General features: G+C 34.0%; 17 protein-coding genes and 3 pseudogenes. 7 read left to right on the forward strand and 13 right to left on the reverse strand.

Annotation, left to right across the window (positions count from 1 at the left end; translation table 11 throughout):
• Positions 1 to 7: 7 nt before the first annotated feature.
• The 7 genes and pseudogenes from WP_RS01285 to WP_RS01315 form a co-directional block, all read right to left on the reverse strand.
• Positions 8 to 484: a hypothetical protein gene (locus WP_RS01285; RefSeq protein ID WP_007302942.1), complete on the reverse strand. Its 477-nt coding sequence runs from the start codon at positions 482 to 484 to the stop codon at positions 8 to 10.
• Complete coding sequence (locus WP_RS01290; RefSeq protein ID WP_007302943.1) at positions 481 to 1713, reverse strand: DNA modification methylase; 1233 nt, start codon at positions 1711 to 1713, stop codon at positions 481 to 483. The genes WP_RS01285 and WP_RS01290 overlap by 4 nt, the downstream gene beginning before the upstream one ends.
• Before the next feature lie 113 nt (positions 1714 to 1826).
• Complete coding sequence (locus tag WP_RS01295) at positions 1827 to 2291, reverse strand: crossover junction endodeoxyribonuclease RuvC (protein WP_012481773.1); 465 nt, start codon at positions 2289 to 2291, stop codon at positions 1827 to 1829.
• Positions 2292 to 2946: 655 nt separating this feature from the next.
• Positions 2947 to 3798 carry a BRO-N domain-containing protein gene (locus WP_RS01300; protein ID WP_007302946.1) on the reverse strand — a complete coding sequence of 284 codons (852 nt, stop codon included), beginning with the start codon at positions 3796 to 3798 and terminating at the stop codon, positions 2947 to 2949.
• Between the two features lie 69 nt (positions 3799 to 3867).
• Positions 3868 to 5286 (reverse strand): AAA family ATPase, encoded by a 1419-nt coding sequence (locus WP_RS01305; RefSeq protein WP_012481774.1) that lies wholly within the window; start codon positions 5284 to 5286, stop codon positions 3868 to 3870.
• A 492-nt stretch (positions 5287 to 5778) separates the two neighbouring features.
• Positions 5779 to 7132 (reverse strand): annotated as a pseudogene (gene tnpC, locus WP_RS01310) (IS66 family transposase).
• 516 nt (positions 7133 to 7648) lie between these two features.
• Positions 7649 to 9725 (reverse strand): annotated as a pseudogene (locus tag WP_RS01315) (AAA family ATPase).
• 231 nt (positions 9726 to 9956) lie between these two features.
• On the opposite strand from WP_RS01315, the gene WP_RS01320 reads away from it, so the two are divergent.
• From WP_RS01320 to WP_RS07645, 6 genes are all read left to right on the forward strand, one after another.
• A complete protein-coding gene (locus tag WP_RS01320; RefSeq protein WP_012481776.1) occupies positions 9957 to 10451 on the forward strand; it encodes an RNA polymerase sigma factor in 495 nt (164 codons plus the stop codon).
• Positions 10452 to 10505: 54 nt separating this feature from the next.
• On the forward strand, positions 10506 to 11315 hold the full coding sequence (locus tag WP_RS01325) for an ATP-binding protein (protein WP_007302861.1): 810 nt from the start codon (positions 10506 to 10508) through the stop codon (positions 11313 to 11315).
• Between the two features lie 34 nt (positions 11316 to 11349).
• A complete protein-coding gene (locus tag WP_RS01330) occupies positions 11350 to 12156 on the forward strand; it encodes an AAA family ATPase (RefSeq protein WP_012481777.1) in 807 nt (268 codons plus the stop codon).
• Positions 12157 to 12190: 34 nt separating this feature from the next.
• Positions 12191 to 12682 carry a hypothetical protein gene (locus WP_RS01335; protein WP_012481778.1) on the forward strand — a complete coding sequence of 164 codons (492 nt, stop codon included), beginning with the start codon at positions 12191 to 12193 and terminating at the stop codon, positions 12680 to 12682.
• A gap of 147 nt (positions 12683 to 12829) precedes the next feature.
• Positions 12830 to 13689 (forward strand): IS630-like element ISWpi11 family transposase gene (locus WP_RS07065; protein ID WP_076611713.1). Its coding sequence is split into 2 segments (ribosomal slippage): positions 12830 to 13154 and positions 13154 to 13689, totalling 861 coding nucleotides; the frame shifts between segments, so codons are not numbered across the junction.
• Positions 13690 to 13704: 15 nt separating this feature from the next.
• Entirely contained in the window at positions 13705 to 13908 is a 204-nt protein-coding gene (locus WP_RS07645; RefSeq protein WP_012481779.1) for a hypothetical protein, read from the forward strand.
• Here WP_RS07645 and WP_RS01355 read toward each other — a convergent pair whose 3' ends face one another.
• Positions 13909 to 14430 carry a phospholipase D family nuclease gene (locus tag WP_RS01355; RefSeq protein WP_342742202.1) on the reverse strand — a complete coding sequence of 174 codons (522 nt, stop codon included), beginning with the start codon at positions 14428 to 14430 and terminating at the stop codon, positions 13909 to 13911. It lies immediately after the preceding gene.
• On the opposite strand from WP_RS01355, the gene WP_RS01360 reads away from it, so the two are divergent.
• The gene (locus WP_RS01360) at positions 14421 to 15344 is read left to right on the forward strand and encodes a patatin-like phospholipase family protein (RefSeq protein WP_012481781.1); all 924 of its coding nucleotides are present in this window, start codon (positions 14421 to 14423) and stop codon (positions 15342 to 15344) included. The two genes, WP_RS01355 and WP_RS01360, sit on opposite strands and share 10 nt — an antisense overlap.
• An 80-nt stretch (positions 15345 to 15424) precedes the next feature.
• On the opposite strand, the pseudogene wmk (WP_RS01365) reads toward WP_RS01360, so the two are convergent.
• From wmk (WP_RS01365) to wmk (WP_RS01385), 5 genes and pseudogenes are all read right to left on the reverse strand, one after another.
• Positions 15425 to 16335, reverse strand: a pseudogene (gene wmk / locus WP_RS01365) (WO male-killing family protein Wmk).
• A gap of 25 nt (positions 16336 to 16360) precedes the next feature.
• Positions 16361 to 17275, reverse strand: coding sequence for a WO male-killing family protein Wmk (wmk, locus tag WP_RS01370; protein WP_012481783.1), 915 nt, complete (start codon positions 17273 to 17275; stop codon positions 16361 to 16363).
• Positions 17276 to 17353: 78 nt separating this feature from the next.
• Complete coding sequence (locus tag WP_RS01375; RefSeq protein WP_012481784.1) at positions 17354 to 18547, reverse strand: hypothetical protein; 1194 nt, start codon at positions 18545 to 18547, stop codon at positions 17354 to 17356.
• A 99-nt stretch (positions 18548 to 18646) separates the two neighbouring features.
• Entirely contained in the window at positions 18647 to 19303 is a 657-nt protein-coding gene (locus WP_RS01380) for a JAB domain-containing protein (RefSeq protein WP_007303032.1), read from the reverse strand.
• 170 nt (positions 19304 to 19473) lie between these two features.
• The gene (wmk, locus tag WP_RS01385) at positions 19474 to 20394 is read right to left on the reverse strand and encodes a WO male-killing family protein Wmk (protein ID WP_007302964.1); all 921 of its coding nucleotides are present in this window, start codon (positions 20392 to 20394) and stop codon (positions 19474 to 19476) included.
• Between the last annotated feature and the right edge of the window lie 4 nt (positions 20395 to 20398).

The raw sequence follows: 20398 nt of genomic DNA on the forward strand, positions 1-20398 counted from the left end.
TTTATATTTAAAATTTAGTGTTAGATAATTCTTCAAGCGAGTTTGTAATTTCTTCAGTTAGCTCCATATGAATCTTTTCAGTGTCACTCAGTGATGCAAGCAGCGCTGAAACTCTATTTGGAATATTAAGCAGATTATTACGTACAACTCTTGCTACATTAAATGCTTCGTTTTTCACTTCCTCTACTGCTACAAGCTCTCCTATTTCAGCCTTAGCTTTTGCCTCAAGCAGTTTACCTCGTTCCATTTCATTTTTTATTCGCGTTTTTAGCAACATTGTGGAAAGTTTTTCTCCGTTTTCTGAATAGTTTTTTCTTCTCAATGGTTGACTTGGATCTCTTATTGCTGCTACTGCTTCATTTGCTTGTTCTCTATTGATCAAACCATTCTCCAACTCAACTATTCCTTTCTTTACTAAATAACAGACATATTGCTTTGAAAATCCTTGTTCTCTTGCCCATTCTGTTTGTGTTATTAATTTCACTTTTTTTGCTCCTTTTTTTCTTCTTGAATCTCTGGAAAAGTTTTACCAGTACCAGAAAGAATTGCCTCCCTGCCTGTATACACTTGCCAACGTTTTATCGTTACATCTACAAATTTTGAATCTAGCTCTATTGTTCTACAAATTCTTCCTGTTCTCTCACATGCAATCAGTGTGCTGCCAGAGCCGCTAAATGGATCAAGTACTATGTCTCCTGGTCTGCTGCTGTTTACTATTGCTCTCTCCATTAGCTCTACTGGCTTCATCGTTGGGTGTAGTGTATTGTGTGTTGGCTTATCATAAAACCACAGATCACTTTGATTTCTTCCTCCATGCCACTCACGTTTATTGCCGCTTTTCCATCCATAAAGCATTGCTTCGTATTGTCTTTGATAATCTGATCTTCCTAGCGTAAAGTGATTCTTCGCCCAAATGATAAAAGTTGACCATTTTCCTCCCGCTTCCTCAAATGCTTTTTGCAACGTTGAAAACTCTGATGATGATATGCAGATGTAAATTGCTCCTTTCGTATATGCTAAAATATGGGAACAGATGTCGTAGAGAAAAAGCTCATACTTTTCACCTTGATTATCGTTTAGTATCTTTTTATCCTCTCTTTCTTGACTGCTACCATAATCAACGTTATATGGAGGATCACAAACAGTAATGTCTGCCATTTTATCATCTAACAGCGCTTTATATGATTCAACTACAGAGCTATCACCACAATAGATTCGATGATCACCTAAAATCCATAGATCACCTGGTTTTGTTATTTCTACCTTTTTGTCATCAACAACTAAGTCAGAAAGATCTTCTTTTTCACTATCTAAATCATCAAGGAAATGTTGAACTTTTTCTAATTCAAATCCAGTCATTTTAAGATCAAACTGTAAATCTTCTAACTCTTGAATTTCTACTTTCAAAAGCTCATCATCCCACTTTGCCCAATTAGCTGATTGATTTGCCAGCAATCGAAAAGCTTTGGTTTGTGGTTCATTTAGATTATCACTGAGGACCACTGGAATACTCTCCATACCAAGTTTTCTTGCTGCTTTAAGTCTTAAATGGCCATCAACCACAGTCCCATCGCTTTTTGCAACTATTGGTATACGAAAACCAAACTCCCGAATAGAAGCACACATTCTATTTACTACGTCATCATTTTTACGTGGGTTACGCTCATATTCGACTAGATCTCGAGTAGGATAGTAGTGGATTGCTAAATTCATATATGTTTAAATTCTTAATAATTAAAAAGTTAATATTCAAAATATGTCTAACACTAGAAAAGGCCTGAGGTCAGCACCACCAAACCCGCCATTATAGCCGAAAGGACCCACTTTTATGGTATTTTTAATGTGTTAAAATCTTTACTAAAATTCATAACGTAGAATATTAGTGCCAAAGCATCAGATTCATTATCATCTCTAGGTAAAAACCCTTTTTCCTTTACAGCTTCAATAACTTCACTCTTACTTGCGTTACCATTACCAGCTATAAAGCGTTTGATAGTTTTAACATTAACACCTTTGTACGGCACATGATGTTCTTCACACCAAGCAGATAGAACGGCAAGAAAACCACCGTAGCAATGAGCAGCATCAGTTCCTAAGTGTCTTCTTACTTCCTCAAAATACACTACAGAAATCTCTTTCAAAGAATTAAGCCAATTACGAAAATTTAAGAAGCACATGCCACCTCCACTAAAACGACTAGTATGAAAACTCTCACTGCCACTTTCAATTACTCCATCTGTAAGAATTGCCCAGCCCGTTTGCTTGCCGAGATCTAGTGTTAGGGTTGACATTTGCTATAATTTAAAACTATAAGTAGCACTGATTCCAAAATATCGTTTGGTTCCTGCAAAATACACTAGCAATTCATAGGTTTTTGTAGTCCAACAACGAGAATCATGTGCTACTGCAGAAAGTTGTTTTCTTGTTATATATATTCACCAAAATTACGAAAACTGTTCACTTTTTTTTTGCAAAGGATAAAAATCGTGTTAGACTTAAAGGGAGGTTTGTTCTATAATGGTAAGATTACCGAGAATGCCGTTTAATTAAGTTTTAGAGGGTACTACGTGTGTTCTTTGGTGAATTGCTATTGTTATCTATAAAATCACATCTAGCTTTAAAACGAAGTTTTTACCTTATCTAAAAAAATACAAATCTACTCAATGTTTGTTTGCCGAGTTTCGGATTGACACTTAAAGTTTTTGTATTTGAAGCGCATCCACAAACTGCATCAATGCCCTTCTATAATATATATATACCGGATTTCTTACTACTTTTTCCGGAATTTTCTCAAAAAAAGTTAAAATAATTTTAATGCAGCTCAGAAATTACATGAGTTTTTGGTAAAAGCATACAAAACAAACTATCTAAATCAGAGATAACGCTATAATAACCTTCTAAAACATTTTAAAACATAAAATTCAGAGATTTCTTATAGTGAGAACTTTAATCTTTAATCCTCTTTAAAAAGTTATCTGAAGAAACGACTTTCACACCTCTAGCTTTTTCAAATGCCTCTCTTGCTGTGCCTGCGTTCTTACCTCCTTCCTTTGCCGCTTCTAAATTTTTATTATAGCCCTGTGCATCTTTATCTTTTATTTCATCAATGGTAGCCTGTTCTCCTAGCATGTTAAAAATTAATTCAATTGGTGTCATATGGTCTCTTAGTGGTTGTTTCCTCAAGCCTTTTATTTCCTTATGATGCTTTGTTTTTACTCCAAACGTTCCCTCAGAAATTACGTCTGTCAATATTGCGTATTCCCTACCTTCAATATACTTATTATTGTGGTCAGATATATTTCTGTTACCCCATTCTTTTGTTAGTTGATTTCTGACAGCTATCGATTCTATTCTCTTTTGTATCCATTCCTGAGGGTACCCTTTTGCAGCATAATCGGCATAGATTCGTTTGAGTGCAAGCTCAGGATTTTCATATTCTTGTAGCCTTTCATACCCGACTTTTGCAAGCCAACGTTTAAATTGTTCAACTCTTTTGGAAGGAATAGACTGCAAAATACGAAACAACCCCTCAACATTTGTACAATTAACATTCTGTTTACCACCTTTTGTTTTAATTTCAAGGGGGGTGACAAATTGTCCCCATCCTTCAGAAAGCCCTATATCTCTGCTTTTTATCTTTTTTAGATAGTCAGATGGGTTCTTACTACCTGTCAGAAAAGCTATTACTTCTGTTATTACGTACCACCATTCTCCATCGTGTAATACTCTAGTAAAATTGCTATTATCAAAAGCAGTAGTTTCAATATCTCCCTCTTTTAAAGTTAAAGTATCAGTCATAAGCAACCTCTATAAGTTAAGAATAAACATAAAAACTAAAAAGACACTATTTTAAAGTCAGAAAAACCATTACTTACAATTTAATAATTTTCCAAAATCAATTATGTGTGAAAAGTAACCACTATCTATAACATCATCACTTACATCATTAACGTGGATAAGGACTGGACGACATGAAAAGCCTTTTGGACGATTTAGTGCATCTATTTTCTTTTGTAACTCTTGTATTATTGAATGACCAATTTTATCTTTTGAAAATTTGATTTCGCAAATGTAGAGAGTGTTAAACTTCGTTTGAATCATATAATCAATTTGACAACCTGCACTATTACGTGTTCTTTTCTGAAAAAATGGATTCTCGCTTATTATTCTATCAATTCCTAAGATATTATGTATACTCTTTCTATTGTTCAGCACCAAATTTTCAAATTGAAGCCCAATAATTGTATACCACTCTGGTAAGAACCCTATAGAATAGGTGTCACGACTAATTTTTCCTAGATCTTTTTCGATATATTTTAGATAAAACCTTAAATAATTATCTTGAAGTCTGTACCTCCTGAGTCGTGAATCAGTACCAGTTTTTATACTCCAAGTATGATCCTTTGCAATAAAACCAGCAAGCTCAAGTTCATATAGATACTCAGAAATGCGTCCATGTCTTACGATATTTAAAGTAGCACAAATTTCTTCTTGTTCTTTAGCTCCAGTAGAAAGAGCTCTGACTATTTGCTTATAAAAAGCCGTTTTTCGCATGAATAAATCTGAGAATATTTGATTAAATTCTTCAACTAAAAACCCACCTTTTGTAAAACAAAGCCTTTTAATATTTTCTTCAGCGCTATGTTTAAAATTTACCTCCTCTAAATACTTTGGAATTCCGCCAGTTACTGCAAGCACCTTAAATTTTTCATATGCTGAAATATTTTTCGGCCAAAATTCATTGCAATCAGAAAGTGATAATTCTCCGAGTGTTAAAGTTAACGATATTCTCCCTACGAAACCAGTGCTGCTAAGTATATTTTTCTCGATCCAGGATGAAGCTGATCCACAAACAACGAAAATTAACTTGTTATTATTTTTTAGCTGCGTATCCCAAAAATTTTTTATTTTGCCTAAAAAGGTTGGATCTTTTGAGCCCATCCAAGAAATTTCATCAAACAGCAATAATGTTTTTCCTGATAGTAGACGTTCACCAACTGCCCATAGTAAATCGCTCCAGTCATCATACCTAGCAAAAGATGTATTAAATTGTCTAGCAACTTGTCTAGAAAATTCATTAAGTTGGTAGGACATTGTAGTATGCTTTTCTGGTGGCAAACCTATAAAGGAGTAATATTGCTCGAAGTATTTACCAAACTCTTGAATTAAACGACTTTTTCCTATACGACGCCTTCCTTTGACTACTACAAAAGATGCAGTATTTTTTTCTGTAAGCTCCAGTAGTTGTTTTAACTCAGTTTTTCTACCAATAAATAATGGAGACATAAAACACAAAATATAAATCTTTGTCTCCATTATACGAGATAAAATTAGAGACGTAAATAAATAAATTTAGATCTTTGTCTCCATCTTGAATTATTGAGAGGGTTTTGTAGCTTATGTTTATGGCAAAACTTTTTTCCTTTAGCTTCATCTACAAATTATTTATACAGATTACCTAAAAACTCAACTTAAGAATTTTAGATAAAAGTCGTTATATTTCAATAAGACCTCCAAAACCAGCTCTTGTTTCACCGAAATTACAAAAACTGTTCACTTTTTTGAAAAAATATTTTACAAGGAATAAAAAACATAATAAAATTGAACAGGGCTCTTTCTAGTAAGTGAAAGTTTAAGGTAAAAGATACTTTAGAAGTACCTCATAATCGAGTTTTAAGCTACCCTATATGAGTAACTTGGGTCTTGGTGGTATGTTGTACCCTGAGGTTGTAGAATCGCTTTAAAACCCAATTACGGGTATCCGTTCAGAGGTGCGGCTTAAGAGACAATAGATAAAAGGTTTTGAAATGGATTTAACTTTTTTTTGTCTCCAAGTGAGATACAGAGAAATTATCCGCTCAAGGAATCTATTCCCTCGCTCTGACTGTGCAAAATATGAATTCTTACGATAGACAACATAACGCCGTATTTGTCGTTCAACATGATTATTCGTTAATGGAATATTCTTTGGGTCATCCAAAAATGTCCACATCATTGGCTCGGATTTTATAATACCCTTTACCGTTCGTGAAGCTCCTTTTGCTTCAAGTATATAAGATATTTTTATCATGCAGTACTGCATAAATCTTCGCAACTCTTTAGATTGCTTAGTGAACTTTGAAATACTAATTTCATTTTCTGACAAAGCATTTTTTAATGCAAATAATCCATTAGCTGCATCTTTTAAACAATTGCCAAGTCTCATTACTTCACTATTCCAGCTATGAGATAACCTCTCGAAATTTCTCAACAAGTGAGCCCAACAAATTTGTCGTTTTTCATCACTGAAGTAGTTGTAAACTGCATATCTGTCGGTAATTACACGATTTTTGTAATCACAAAATGCACTATTCTTTAAAAACCTCATTCCTCTTGTATCTGCTAACTTCATAAGACTTGCGTTATTGTTGGCAAACATCCAGCACCATCCCAACTTGCCTTTGTTGTAGTGACTGATTTCATCAATATGCAAAATTTCGCTTGCTTTCATTTCTTCCTCTATTTGTTCATAGACTTCTTTACATTTTGATGAGACCCTTGCTTCGCTGTTGGACACACTACCAACACTTATACTCATGTTAAAGATGTCTTTCATAATATTCGCTATTTCTCGCTTTGAATTCTTATAAAACCCACTTAGTGATGCAACTACTGACTTAGCTCTAGGACCAAAGGTATCAGGTGTAACTCCTTCTGGTAATTTGCTACTCCTTCTTTTTCCGCATTTACGACAGCGCCCATGTTCTAGTTGGTATTCCACTACGTAAGGCTTAATTTTTGGGAGATCAACATTCTGGTGAATATAGGGTTTGTTGCATACTGCAATTTCTCCACCACATTCACAAGTATCATGTAATCTTACTCTAATTACTTCATCTGCTTCCATTTTTATCCGATAATTTCCTTTATGACCAACTTGACCCCCTATCTTCCTGCCACCCTCTGACTTATCTTCTGGTGTGTCTTTTTTTATTTTGTACAGCTCTTTTGAACTTGGTAAAGATGAATTCCTTGAGTTCAAGCCAAGTCTCTCTCTTAGTTCAGCATTCTCTATTTCTAAGATTTTATTTTTTTCTTCAAGCTTTGCTACTTTTTGCTCTAAGTTTTTACATAACTCTACAATACTGATCAACAATTTAGCCTTACCTTACTATCAACATTTTCTGTTATTATTACTTTGATATGTTATGTCAATTCTTTTTTATCCTTACCATACCTCTGAACGGATACAATTACGGTTCATTTGTTTTTTCTGAGCATTGTCTTTCATTTCTTTTATCAGATAATTTTGAAAGAGAGCTTTATACGTATCCATAGCTTATTATTGTAGACTGGTTAGTAACCGAACAGAGTAGTATGTTTTAAAGTCATACTACTATATTATTATTATATAATAATAGGAAATTTTGGAAACTGGAGACTGGTCAAAACTCCTCAATACTCCTAAGCTTTTTGCCACCTAAACCAGATTACAGCTCAGAAATCTGTCAACCATTAAACCATTGAAAATCTAGCATTTTTTTACTACCAGAAAGTACCAGATCTCATAAACTGCACCAGATTCTGCCAAGACTGAAGAGTTCTGGAGTCTGAAATAATCAATATACTTCGTAAGTAACCTTATTACTGTAAATGATATAGAAGAGATCTAATTATAGTAAAGCCAAATGTTTGAATCTTCAACTGGCATAATACTGCCATATTCTGGCGATTTATAATCGGTTGGTAAAATCTTCTCATATACTATAATATCCTTATTTAGTTGGTTTGTAACTTTCTTTTCCATATCTTCAACACAAAGTATCCCATACTTACTTCTTTCAGCATTTTTATCATTCCTGTTAAACTTAATGTAACCTTTTGCAGCAAGAACATCAATGCGTTCACGAATGGAGTTTTTACTACCAAGACCTGCTTTATTTTCAAATACCTCACAGAATGTATTGATTGTATATACTTTCCCTCTATTTCTCGCCTCGTCGTAAATTAATTGCAGTATAATATCATATCTACGAGAACGCTCTGCATCTAATTTTTGTCCATAATCTTTATGTATCAGTCTCTGTGACTCATAATCAAGTATTTGCCAGCAGTTATCGATTTTATCAACACATTTTGATGGAATAGCATGACCATTACGTAATTCAAACATCAGTTGACGACTACTTTGCCGTTCATCTGGCTTAAACATTATCATTCCTGTAGTATAAAAGCTTCTTAACGAACCAGCACCACTGAAACTCTGAAAAGGATCTTCTTCTAATGATTTCTTTTGCATCTTCTTCGTGTGATGTACTAAAATGACTCCTGCATTCGGATTAACTAACGCTCTCAATTTTTCAACTCTTTCTTGCAGGAAAAATAGCATAGCATTGTTATCATTTTCACTACTGTTCTCGCCAGCATCAAAAACGTTACGTAGTGGATCAATAGCTATAACATCAACGATATTTGAACCAAATGATTTCTTTATTTCACCAAGAACTTCATCTATACTATCATCATTTAAGAGTAGCTTTGTTTGAGGTGTAATGACTAAGTTATCCAAAGCAATCTCAAGCAGTTCTTCATTGATTTTTAGTTGCTGTAGACGTTCACGCATATAGTGATAGCCAATTTCAGTTTGAAGATAAAAGATCCTCAAAGGCCTTTTAGGTACCATATCAAGAAATTGAACTCCTGCTGCCATGTAAATTAGCCAAGAAATTAAAAAGTCACTTTTTCCTACTTTAGGTGCTCCAGCAAACACTAAAAGTCCACTTGGAGTTAAAATCCTAGGTGCAATTATATCTTCTGGCATCGGTGATTTATCGTTAAAGTATTGCCTTGCAGAAAATGAAATCAAACTTTTTGTACTTAGAGTATTAGTAGTAAGTGCAGTTGAAGCTAAAAATTCTTTAACATTTATTCCTTCCTCTACACAATCAGCAGCATCCCAGCCTTTTGTTTTATTTTGTGGAATATTAAGAACAACAAGTGATTCAACTCCGATTTCTAAAAGCTTTTTTTCAGCATTTTTAGCATATTTTGCACCTGCTTCATCATTATCTGGCCAAATAATAATATGCTTGCCCTTCAGTTGTGACCAATCAGTCTTTTTGACATCTGCGTTTGCTCCAGACATTATTGTTGTTGCAGTTATTCCTTTCTCTATCAGCGCTTCTGCACATTTTTCCCCTTCCACCAGAACAATTTTATCAGACTTTAAGATTTCTGGAATATTATATAGAGGCCTTATTTCTGGTGATGCAAACTTAGATTGTTTGATATCAAAAGGCTTGTATACTTTTTTCTTTCCAGGAGGATCAGAACGATAAACTTTTACAATCACCTGACCATTTTCATCATAATAATTCCAACTTTGGGTAATGAATTTCTCAAAGTCTTCATCAACATATTGTTTCTCTCTGTATTTTTTTATTATTTCCGAGCCATTCACTTATTGAAGCTATTACCTCAGGAAACTCTGTCCTTGCATTCTTTCTATGCACAGCTGCCCAAAGGTCGATAATGTCACCACCTTCTCCAGTTGCAAAATCATTCCATAACCCGGCTCTACTGCCACTTAGTTCTACTCTTAAACTTTTTCCTTTATTACCCCATATATCACCTACTTGAAACTCATTTTTGTGAAAAGTTCCGTTAGGTAGCAAGTACAAAAGACAAGATCTTAAGTTTAATAGAAGTTGTGCTTTAAGTTCTTGAACATTGTATGAATCACTCATGAAATTACCTGTAAGTTGAAAGTCTTGTTCTATATATTCACCGGATTTACAAAAACTGTTCAGTTCGTAGGTGTATTGTCTGATCAAAGTTTTGAGTGTCTGAGGTTTGAAAAAAGATTCCAGGTTTTCAGAGGGTAAAAAACTCACGATTGTCTGAGGTATTTTTTTCATGTCCTACAATATTTACTAAGAAAGTTTCATCCTTAAGTCTTTCATTTAAGGACACATCTTATGAAATCTCGAAACTCTTATTCAGGTATTGATCCTAAAGTTGTTAATTTAATAAAATTTTACGCAAAATATTATAAATCGCTTACTGATCAAGATATTGAAGACATAGAACAAGACCTCTTCTGTGAGTTTCTTTCATGCATAGATCAGTATGATAAAACTAAGGGCAGTCTTTCAACCTTTGCTAAGCAAGTTGTTAAAAATCGTATTAATAATCTAGTCCGTAAACACTCACGTACTACTCCTAAGCTTGAAAATAATGTGCAACAAGAAAGTTACTGCTTTGAAGATGAAACGATACTACGTATTGATGTTGAGCAAATTATTTCAAAATTACCAAAGAAGTGGCAAGTTTTATGTGAACAACTTAAACATCACAGCATTGCTGAAGTTGCAGACATGAACAATATGTCACGGACTACTTTGTACAACATTCTCAAGAAAATGCGATCTAAATTTGCACCTGTTTACGGAAAAAAGCATAAGAAAAATTGAACAGTTTTTTGAAATTTAGTGAATTTATATATAGTGGCAAATTAAGGTAAAAGCATGAAAATAATAAACAGCAAAGAAAGAGCAAAAATGGTCACAGGTGTGAAAATGGTAATCTTCGGACCTTATGGAATCGGCAAGACTAGCCTACTTAAAACTCTTGATGAATCAACAACGCTTTGCCTTGATTTTGAAGCAGGACTTCTTGCTGTACAAGACTGGAAAGGAGATTCAACTGAGATTCGCACTTGGAATGAGGCCAGAGACATTGCTTGTCTTATTGGTGGTCCTAATCCTGCATTAAGGTCTGATCAAGCGTATAGTCAAAAACACTATGAGCATGTCTGTAGCAAGCACAAAGATCTTCTTTCTGAAGTTTCTAAATACCGCTCTATCTTTATTGATAGCATAACTGTAGCATCACGTTTATGCTTTTCATGGGCAAGAATGCAACCGGAAGCTTTTTCAGATAGATCAGGAAGAGAAGATAAAAGAGCTGCTTATGGGTTACTTGCTCAAGAAATGATGGCCTGGCTCAATCAGTTTCAACATATCAGAGACAAAGACATCATCATAGTTGGCACATTAGGTCAATATCTTGATGACTGCAATCGTTCAACATGGCTGCCTCAATGTGAAGGAGCTAAAACTGCTAGTGAAATTCCTGGGATAGTTGATGAAGTAATCAGTATGGTTGGAATCAAGAAAGATGATGGAACGGAGAAACGTTCATTTGTCTGTCAGACTATTAATACTTGGGGATATCCAGCTAAAGATCGCAGTGGCTGCCTGAATATGGTTGAAGAACCGCATCTGGGAAAATTACTTACGAAAATTAAAGCTAAGGCTTTTGCTACTGCTGCTTAAATTTCTACTCAAAGTTAACTTTTAGAGGTTATATATGTTACAAGACTTTTTCACCATTACTCAAAAAATTCCCTTTTTCAGTGTAAAAGAATACTTGGATGATCAATCGCCAATACCAGAAGATATAATCGCACCAAGGATTCTAACTAAAAGAGGTCTATTAGTACTGGGTGGCCCACCTAAGATTGGCAAAAGCGACTTTTTGATCTCTTGGCTTGTTTACATGGCTGCTGGAGTTTCATTTTTGGGTATGACTCCAAGCAAACCTATGAAAATTTTCTATCTGCAAACTGAAATTGAATATGAATATATGAAAGAACGTTTGCAACAACTTCAACTGGATAACGAACTTTTGAATATAGCTGCCAATAACTTAATCATTACACCAAGAGTACAATTATCTTTCAGCAGTGAAGAAATAGATGAAATTAAAAATGTTATTAAAGAGCGTTTTAAACCTGATATTATTGCAATCGATCCTCTTCGCAACATCTTCAACTCAAGTGAATATGGCAATGAAAATGACAATAGCGCTATGCTATTCTTTTTGCAAAAAACGCTTGAAAGACTGAGAAATGTTATCAATCCAGATTCGGGCATAATACTCACTCACCACACAAAAAAACTGTCCAAAAAGATGCTGGAAGAAGATCCATTTCAAGGCCTAAGCGGTGCTGGATCTTTACGTGGATTTTATAGCACTGGCATGGTGATGTTTGCTCATGATGAGGAAAGCACTGTCCGTCAAATAGTATTTGAGCTTCGTAATGGTGAACGTGTAGCAAGTAAGCTTGTTGATAAGATAGATAGTCGTTGGAAGCTTGCAGACCAATGGAGTTGATTCCTTTTTTTCACTTAATTTATAGGAGGACAATATGTTATCAGATTTTTTAACTGATTTTAATAACGCAAAACTGCAGAGCAATTTAATACCAAAAGGTACAATAGTCAAGGTAAAAATGGCAATAAAGCCTGGAGGTTATGAAAATTGGTTCACTAAAAGCTACACTACTGGTAGCATCTATTTAAACGCTGAATTTACTGTCACTGAAGGTCCATATGCAAAACGTAAGATTTTTCAAGTAATTGGTATTAAAAGTGGCAAAGCAAGCGTTGAAGGAGAAGATACTTGGGGAGAATCTGGACGTTCTATGCTTAGAAGTATTTTAGAGTCAGCACGGAATATTCATGCACATGACACTTCAGAAAAAGCAGTTATTGCTAGAAAGATCAATTCTATAGCTGACTTTAACGGGTTAGAATTTACTGCAAAAGTTGGTATTGAAGCTGATCGATATGGAGAAAAAAACAAGATTGCTACGGTTATTACTCCAGAAAATACTGAGCTTGATTGGATACCTTTCTAAGCGAATAAAAGAATCATTTTTTTATCATAAATTATTGAAGGGCACCTTTTATGAATAGATCTCTAGAAGAAATAAAAGCGTTAGTATAGCTCTTTTCATAATAGTCCAAACGAGGTAAAATAAGTTTTTATAGTAGTGAAGGTAAGTATGCCAGCAGCATATAGTTATGATTTAAGAAAAAAAGCAATGGAAGTACTAGAAGAAGGGGAAAGGAGAGAAACAGTGGCAGCAAGATTTAAAATTGGAAAAACTACATTATGGGAGTGGCAGCAAAGAAAAAAAGAAACAGGAGATTTTCAGTCAAAAAAACTTGGAAATGTAGGTTATAATCACAAAATTACCGACAGGAATAAATTTACTGAATTTGCCAAAAAACATGGTGGAAAAACTCTATCGGAAATGGCTAAGCTTTGGGGCAATGTTAGTATCACAACGATCCATCGAGCTCTTAAAAAAATTGGACTCACACGCAAAAAAAGACATATGGATACAAAGAAAGGAACGAAGAAAAACGCGCTGAATTTTTGAAAATTATAGCAACAAAAGAACCTCAAAACTTAGTATATATAGATGAGTCTGGCATTGATAACACTGAGGACTACCCTTATGGATATTGCCAGAAGGGACAGCGCTTTTATGCTCTAAAATCTGGTAAAAAAATTCAACGAATCAGTATGATTGCAGCCTTAAACGGCAGAAAAATAGCTGTTCCGTTAACATTTGAAGGCCACTGTAATATGGATATCTTTAATAAATGGTTTGAGCAGTTCCTGACACCGATTTTGGAACCTGGACAAACTGTTATCCTTGATAATGCTACTTTTCATAAGTCTAATAAGATTACTGAACTTGCTAAAGGAGTTGGTGCAGAAATTTTATATCTACCGCCTTATTCTCCCGATTTTAACAAAATTGAGCATCATTGGTTTGCTATAAAAAACAGAGCTAGGAAAAACATCCCTCTATTCACATCTTTTCGTCATGCTGTTGATTCTGCTTTTCTATAAGCTTTTCGGACTATTATGAAAAGAGCTATAATTATCACGTTATTAATCCAAACCGTAGGATTCATATGGTGGTTATCCAAGTTAGACTCAAGGGTACAATTTCACGATAAACTTATTGAATATGGTTTAATGGAAAAAGTGTTAGTACTTGAGGAAAGGGTAAAAAATCTTTCTGAAGAGTTGGATGATTTTAAAGCTAGCAACTTAAAATGTGAGTAATCAATTTTCTATTAATGGCGTATAAGGCCTAGATTGCAATTGACGATCTTTCCAATTTTCAACGTATTGTTCAACTAATGAAGGGCTTCCTGTTATAACCAGTAGATTCTCAGCATTTTTTTTCTGTGCCGCATCGGAAAAATTAAAAGATCCAGTTATGATTTTTTGATTATCAATGATCATAATTTTGCTGTGTGAAATTGCAGGTTTATAGTCTATGTATACCGGTATCTTTTGATAAAACAATTCATTGATGACACTGTATTTTGAGCTGATCTGTGATTCATCTAGAATGACCTTAATATCAACACCACGTTTTTTTGCTCTAATTAAAGATTGTGCAATTGGCTTTGAAGTAAACGTGTATGCCTGAATTAATATGGATTTTTGAGCTTGATCTATAGCATTGGTTATTTGTTCGGCACAATTTTCCCTAGGTGTAAAACAGACTGTAGTTTTTGGACAGGTAACACACCCTGATAAAAGTGAGCAAGTTAATAAAATCAATAAATATGGCAAAATACATCCTTTCAGTTGACGGCGGAGGCATAAGAGGCATCATACCAGCCATAATATTAGCAGAAATAGAAAAAAGAACAAGAAGAACTATAGCTGAAATCTTTGATTTAGTGGCAGGAACCTCAACCGGTGGGATTGTTGTAGCGGGATTATGTAGAAAAGATGAACGAGGAAATCCCCAATACTCAGCCAACGACCTAGTTGAGTTTTACCAAAAGTACGGAGCATATATTTTTAAATCTTCATTTTTGAGAAGATCAATATTTTCTTGGCTTAATTGCGCACAATACCCACATAAAAATATTGAATTTGTACTGGATAAATATTTTGGTGATTCTACTCTTGCAGATGCAACAAATAATTTAATGCTTACAAGCTATGATATTAAGAACAATTATCCCTTCTTCTTTAAAAATTGGAGAGAAGATAGAAATTTTATCAAATTGAAAGATGCATTACGAGCTACAACTGCAGCACCTACTTACTTTGCACCTAAATATCTTAAAATCAACCACAAGGAAATGGTACTAGTGGATGGCGGGGTGTTTGCCAATAATCCAGCGGCTTGTGCATATGCAAGTGCTAAGAGGTTATTTCCAAATGATGAGATTATACTGTTATCAATTGGAACTGGCAGGACAGATAGAAGCATAGCTAATTCAAGAAGATTAGGAAAAATAGGCTGGATAAAACCACTATTACATGTGATGTTTGCCTCAAGTTTAGATTCAGTAAATTACCAACTTGATCAAGTTATAGGTGATAAATATATACGCATACAATCGCAATTGAAGCTAGCGTCGGCTGACATGGATAACATTACATCAAAAAATATCAAATCTCTTCAACAAGAGGCAAAGGCAATGATAGAGGACAATCAGAAAGTGATAGAAAAATTCTGTAATATTATATCTTGATACGTCAAATTCTGCAGAGCTAAATAAGGATTTAGAATAGATAATATATTAACCATTTTTACTTATATCTTAAACACAATTCAATTTTTACACTCATCAGCAGTTAGGCCACTTGCTCGCACAATAATATCACTAGCAACACCTGCCTTAACTAGATCTTTTGCAATCTTGATTTTCTCTGCTTTTTAACTTTTTCCTTGCCGCTTTTCATATCTTCAGATAGAGATTTGACTAATGATTCTTGTTCTCTGTACTCGTCTATTAAACTCAATAGCCTATTTTCTTCTTTACTTTCTCTCGTTTCAGGTAGCAAAACTTTAATATTCACTGATAATGCTCCTGCCATTTCATATAATTTATCAAATGTTATAGCAGTGTACCCTCTTTCATATTCGTGTATTTCCTTAAGTGTTAAACCAACTTTATCCGCCAAATCTTTTTGAGTATATCTTCTTATCAACCTCCATTCTCTTATTCTTTGCCCTATTCTGTAATATATAGAATCAGTGCAGACTTCTTTCTCTGTATTATCATACTCGTAAATAGATAAGCCGGTTGCTTGGGAAATTATGTCAACTGAAACTCCTTCTTTAACTAGATTTTTTGCTACTTCTAATCTTGCCTCCTCTTGATTGATTTTCTCGCTAATATGAACAAACCTGATTAATGAAGGTACTATTTTGCCTAACTTTTGATTCTCATATATTTTTGTTAGATAGAGTATTTCTTCGTCTTCATCTTCATACTCTCTTACTGTTATTGGTTTAGGTAATAGATCTACAACATTAACTGACAGTACTCTTGCTATTACATATAGTACTTCAATCGTAATAGGAATATACCCATTTTCATAATTGGTTACTTCTTTATATGCTAATCCGATTTTACTTGCTAACTCTGCTTGAGTACACCTTTGCATTAATCTACAATCTTCTATTTTTTGCCCTATTTTATAACTTATAGAACTAATATCTCTTACAGAAACAAACATATATACCTTACTTAGAAATAAATTTTCATGCAATTTGATCAGCGGATAAACCAACTATTTGCAAAATAATATCAATAGAAATTCCCCCTTTTACTAAATCCTTTGCAACTTTGATCCTTTCCGCTTTCCTCACTTTTTCTTCGCAAATATGCATCCCTTCAAATAAAGATTTTATTAATGCATTACGTAGTTCTTGGCTCTCAATTTCTTTGTATTCTTTAATCAAATCAGGTAGCTCATTTTCTACTGTACTACCTTCATCTTTCTCTATTAGTAGATCTGTAATATTAATCGATAACGCTTCTGCCATTTCATATAATTTATCAAGTGGAACAGCAGTCCTTCCTTGTTCATAGTTGCTTATTTCGTCACGTGTTGTATTCATTTTCTCTGCTAAATCCTTTTGAGTATACTCTCTCACTAGCCTCCATTCTTTTATCTTTTTTCCTATTTGGCAGTATATAGAACCAACTTTTTCTTCAATACATTCATCAGCAGAGAGACCAATTGCTTGTGAAACAATATCAACAGAAACTCCTGCTTTAACCAAACCTTTTGCAATCTTTATTTTCTCTGCTTTTTTACTACTTTTTTCACTAATTTGGACAAAATTGGTGAGTAAACAAAACATCTTACGTAACTCCTGATCATTAATCTTTTTATATTCTCTTACTAGATTTAATATTTCTTCTCCCTCATCTTCAAGACAGCTTTTTGATATAGGAATAAGATCGGTAATACTGATTGATAGTGCCTCAGTTATAGCATACAACCTTTCGATTGAAATTCTACGGTTCCCTTTCTCATATTGCAGTATTACCCAGTATTTTACACCAATTTTCTCAGCTAAATCTTTCTGAGTATAACCTCTCTCTAACCTCCAATTTTTCACTTTTTCCCCTACTTCACAGTCTAGACTTTTTTCCACGAAAACAACCATGCGTATAATATTTTCTACTATAGCTCAGATATAACGGTAGAAAAAACCTCTGGAACCTTAAAGTTTGCTGTAGACGCATTAAAGTTCCCTAAAGGTTTCTTTACTACCTCCACATACCCTCTCTACCCATGAAGACAATACTTCATCATTGCTAATCTCTTTTATAGCATACTTTTCACTCCATATGCCACATCTAGTGAAACTACCTCTCTCTACTGCTTCTTTAAGTTTTACTCCCCCAAAGAGGCAATTTTTTCCAATTTCTTCGCCTCTTTTTTGTAACTCAGCCCACATTTCCTTGTTTTCTACTCTGACTTGTACTTGATCATATTTTTTTACATCGTGGTACAATATAACATTTAGCTTACCAATGCTCGTAGGAAACTCTAACATGACAGAGCTGCCATTTGACATATCGGTATAGTTTCTTACACCTCCTTTCTCACTTTTAACCTCAACTGCATCATTACCAATTTTTAAAATATTACTTCCTAACTCTCTCAGTATTTTGGCTACTTCTACCTTGCTATCATCAGAAAATTCTATATATGATGTTGTATTGTCTATCTCGAAATCTATTAAGGATCCTTCTTGAACAGCACTTTCGCCAGCTTCCTCTAGCTCTTCTAGTTGCTTATCTATCTGTGGCTGAACTTCTGGCTGTAACTCATTATAGATTTCACCTATCAGTTTATTCTGTAGTAGAGTATCATGAAACTCTGCACCGCTTAACATTAATTTACGTATTAGCTTTTTACGATCAGCCTTATCAAATTTATGAAAATGTGTACCTAATACTAGATATTCTGCAAAACTCCATTCCCCATCATTACATGCATTTAGCCTTACTCCAGAAGTTATTACTTTGTCTATAACTTTGTGCAATTCATTTACGTTTTTTGCCTCTACTACAGCACTTTTAAACCAGCTCAATTCTTTGCTTTCGCTTGCACTTGGCTTTATTTTTTGCAAGGCGGAGGTAAATGGATTTTTATCTTCTTGATCACTTGCAGGTTTTGTGCCATATATGTAGTCAAGTCCTTTCCCATAGTTGATTTTGTTTTCGCGAACTTCTCTACCAGGGAAAGGTGCTATTTCTTGAGACTTTTTAGCCTTATTAATTTTGCTTACAAAGGTGGACTGCTGGTTAACACGACTAATTCCTATAATAGCATTTAACACCTCACCTTTTGATAATCTATCAAGATCAATGTTTAACTCGTAAGTACCTCCTTTTTTATCATCAAAAGGTACAATTATTTTATTAACCATATTAGCCTCCGCTATTAAAAATACTTTCTAAGTGTATAGTTGTTATACACTCTACTACTCATTATAAATTATAGTGAGTAGATTTGCAAATACTTTCTGCTATAATAATCCGTTCTCTCGAAAGCTGAAATAGCCTCCACTTGTGATGATAATATGGTCAAATAATCTAACGCTTACAGTACTACATGCTGCTGCTAAGCTCTTCGTTACTTCTTGATCTTCTTCTGATGGCTCTAAACTCCCTCCAGGATGGTTATGTGACATTATTACTAATGTTGCATTTTTTATTAATGCTTTTCTTGTAATTTCCTTTATGTATACTGGTGCTTTTTCCATTTCACCAATATAGGATTCTTCTCCGATTAATTGGCGCCTTTTATTCAAGTACAGTATTTTTACACATTCCCTTTCTGAGTGTCCTATACTTACGTTCAAATACTCTACTAGCCCTTGTAAGTCCATTATTGGCTCACTCTTAAGCTTTTCTCTGAGCACCCTTTCTAGTGTTTCCTTAACACACATAATCATTGCTACTGCAGAATCAGTTACTCCTTCTATAACTTTCAGGTCATCCATTTCTCGGCCTAAAATCCTTCCTACTCCTGTATAGCTATTCACCAGATTTTTAGCAATTTCTTGAGCTTGTGGCCTTTCATGTACTGCACTTAGAAACGTTTCCATTATTTCACGATCAAGTAATGCTTTGCCTTTGCTTTCTAATATTCTGAATTCGATTTCTTCTTTACTTTTATTCATATAATTTACCCTTCACTAACAACAAACTTTTTTTAAATATTTACTGCTGTTTTTTATCAGCATTGGCATAAAGCCATAGCTTTCGAGTGAAGTCAAATCAATTTTTCAATCTTTTTTACTTATTTTTTCATTAAAAAGTAAAGATGTTAATAGATACTGATTTTTTTATTTTAAATTTCGTCTAAAGAGATGCCTACTGTTTTTAAAATAATATTGATAGAAATTCCTTCCTTAACTAAATTCTTTGCAATTTTCATCTTTTCTACTTTCTTCACTTTCTCTTTACAAATTTGTATGCTTTCAAACAGAGATTTTATTAGTACATTACGTAGTTCTTGGCTTTTAATCTTTTTGTATTCTTTTATTAACCTTGATAGTTCCACTTCACTATTCTCATTTTCTCTTGTTTCTGGAAGCAGATCTGTAATATTAATTAATAGTACCTTTGCTATTTCATCTAACATTTCAAGTGAAACAGCAGATCGTCCTTGTTCATATTCATATATTCTTTGATTTATTATGCCCACTTTACTTGCTAAATCTTCTTGAGTGTATCCTCTTCTCAACCTCCATTCTTTTATTCTTTGACCTACTTTATACGGAATGGAAATTTTTTTCTCATCATTATCATATTCATCAATAGATAAACTGGTCGTTTGAGAGATAGAAACTCCTTCCTTAACTAAACCCTTTGCTACTTCTATTTTTACCGCCTTTCCACTTTCTTCCTCACTAATACGGATGAATTTAGTTAATAAATAAAACGTTTCACGTAATTCTTGATCCTTAATCTCTTTATGTCTTCTTACTAGATTTAGTACCTCCTCTTCCTCATACCTTTTCTCATTTGATACTCCTTGTACGCAAGCTAGATCTCTAGCAGTTGTTGATAATGCTTCTGCTAATTCATATAACTTCTTAATTGAAATTCTGCGTGTTCCTTTTTCATATTGCAGTATTACTTGATATGTTGTATCGATTTTTTTTGCTAAATCTTTTTGAGTATATCCCTTTGCTAACCTACGATTTCTTACTTCCTGTCCTATTACTTTGTAATCTAAAAAATTAGAGCATTTATTCTCTTTTTTCACATTT

The organism is Wolbachia endosymbiont of Culex quinquefasciatus Pel (assembly GCF_000073005.1).
In the GTDB taxonomy this organism is placed as follows: Bacteria; Pseudomonadota; Alphaproteobacteria; order Rickettsiales; family Anaplasmataceae; genus Wolbachia.

Coding starts and splice junctions, on each gene's coding strand:
- WP_RS01290 (WP_007302943.1), bottom strand. CDS start 1,713: ATGAATTTAGCAATCCACTACTATCCTACTCGAGATCTAGTCGAATAT.
- WP_RS01380 (WP_007303032.1), bottom strand. CDS start 19,303: ATGAATAAAAGTAAAGAAGAAATCGAATTCAGAATATTAGAAAGCAAA.
- WP_RS01300 (WP_007302946.1), bottom strand. CDS start 3,798: ATGACTGATACTTTAACTTTAAAAGAGGGAGATATTGAAACTACTGCT.
- WP_RS01330 (WP_012481777.1), top strand. CDS start 11,350: ATGTTACAAGACTTTTTCACCATTACTCAAAAAATTCCCTTTTTCAGT.
- WP_RS01305 (WP_012481774.1), bottom strand. CDS start 5,286: ATGTCTCCATTATTTATTGGTAGAAAAACTGAGTTAAAACAACTACTG.
- WP_RS07645 (WP_012481779.1), top strand. CDS start 13,705: ATGAAAAGAGCTATAATTATCACGTTATTAATCCAAACCGTAGGATTC.
- WP_RS01375 (WP_012481784.1), bottom strand. CDS start 18,547: ATGGTTAATAAAATAATTGTACCTTTTGATGATAAAAAAGGAGGTACT.
- WP_RS01335 (WP_012481778.1), top strand. CDS start 12,191: ATGTTATCAGATTTTTTAACTGATTTTAATAACGCAAAACTGCAGAGC.
- WP_RS01320 (WP_012481776.1), top strand. CDS start 9,957: ATGAAATCTCGAAACTCTTATTCAGGTATTGATCCTAAAGTTGTTAAT.
- WP_RS01325 (WP_007302861.1), top strand. CDS start 10,506: ATGAAAATAATAAACAGCAAAGAAAGAGCAAAAATGGTCACAGGTGTG.
- WP_RS01295 (WP_012481773.1), bottom strand. CDS start 2,291: ATGTCAACCCTAACACTAGATCTCGGCAAGCAAACGGGCTGGGCAATT.
- WP_RS01360 (WP_012481781.1), top strand. CDS start 14,421: ATGGCAAAATACATCCTTTCAGTTGACGGCGGAGGCATAAGAGGCATC.
- wmk (WP_012481783.1), bottom strand. CDS start 17,275: ATGGTTGTTTTCGTGGAAAAAAGTCTAGACTGTGAAGTAGGGGAAAAA.